Genomic DNA, 1,281 nt, shown 5'->3' with positions numbered 1-1,281 from the left:
TGAGTCTCCCCTCGTAGCGTGGAGTCCGTGACTGCAGGGGAAGTTGAGAGTCATGGCGGAGAAGCGTCGGGTGTTCACGGCTGAGTTTCGTGAGGGGGCTGTACGGATCGTGACGGAGACCGGGAAGCCGATCCCCGAGGTCGCGCAGGACTTGGGGATCAACGAGACGACGCTGGCGAGCTGGGTGTCGCGGGCCAAGCGGGCCGGCAACGGCCGGGGTGAGAGCGAGGCCGAGGAGCTCGCCCGGCTGCGGCGGGAGAACACGCAGCTGAAGAAGGACAACAAGGAGTTGGTCATGGAGCGTGATGTCCTCAAACGCTGCATGGTCCTGTGGGTGAAGTAGCTGCCGCGGACCCGGCCGTCGTGGCCGGGGTGATCAGCGACCAGAGGACCGGGCACAACATTCCGCACACCGTCTCCTGCCGCGCGCTGGGCGTGAGCGAGTCGTGGTTCTACAAGTGGCGGAGCCGTAAGCCCACCGGGCGTGAGCTGCGACGACAGCAGCTGACCGAGGAGATCAAGGAGATCTTCAAGGAGTCCGGCGGCACCTACGGATCACCGAAGATCTTCATTCTGCTGGTCCGCAAGGGCTGGCACGTCTCGGTGAACACCGTCGCCAGGCTGATGGCCGAACTCGGCCTGGTCGCCCGCGTGGTGAAACACCGCAAGGGCCTGACCAGGCAGGGAAAGCGGCCCGCTGCCCCGGATCATGTGAAGCGGGACTTCACGGCCGAGGAGCCCGACCTCGTCTGGGTCGGCGATATGACCGAGATCGTCACCTCCGAGGGCAAGATCTACCTCGCGACGGTCATCGACCTGTTCTCACGGCGCCTGCTCGGCTACGCGATGGGTGCCCACCATGACGCGGACCTGGTGGTGGCCGCGCTGAACATGGCCGGGACCACCCGGGGCGGTGACGTGCGCGGAGTGATCTTCCACAGCGACCGCGGCTCGGAATACACGTCCCGGAAGTTCGGCCGCGCCTGCCGCAAGCTGGGCGTCTTCCAGTCCATGGGGCGCGTGGGATCGTGCTTCGACAACGCGGTGAGCGAGGCGTTCAACAGCGTCCTCAAGGTCGAGTACGTCCACCGGCGCACCTTCGCCACCCGGGCCGAGGCCCGGATCAGGATCGCCACCTGGATCACCGACTTCTACAACGCCCGTCGGCTACACAGCGTGTGCGACTTCAAGAGTCCGATCGACTACGAACGCGAGTACTGGACCGGCCTCACTGTGGGGCTGGCCGCATAGGAAGGACTCCACACTTCGAGGGGATTGACA

General features: G+C 65.6%; 2 protein-coding genes. Both read left to right on the top strand.

Annotation, left to right across the window (positions count from 1 at the left end):
* Positions 1-52: 52 nt before the first annotated feature.
* The gene (locus tag ACIQZO_RS40515) at positions 53-343 is read left to right on the top strand and encodes a transposase (RefSeq protein ID WP_403636441.1); all 291 of its coding nucleotides are present in this window, start codon (positions 53-55) and stop codon (positions 341-343) included.
* Complete coding sequence (locus ACIQZO_RS40510; RefSeq protein WP_267844417.1) at positions 331-1,251, top strand: IS3 family transposase; 921 nt, start codon at positions 331-333, stop codon at positions 1,249-1,251. The genes ACIQZO_RS40515 and ACIQZO_RS40510 overlap by 13 nt, the downstream gene beginning before the upstream one ends.
* Positions 1,252-1,281: the final 30 nt, after the last annotated feature.

Origin of the sequence: Streptomyces sp. NPDC097617 (assembly GCF_044761485.1) — a bacterium.
Taxonomy (GTDB): Bacteria; Actinomycetota; Actinomycetes; order Streptomycetales; family Streptomycetaceae; genus Streptomyces.
The sequence above is the reverse complement of the archived record's forward strand: the minus strand, read 5'-3'. Positions and strand labels throughout refer to the sequence as shown.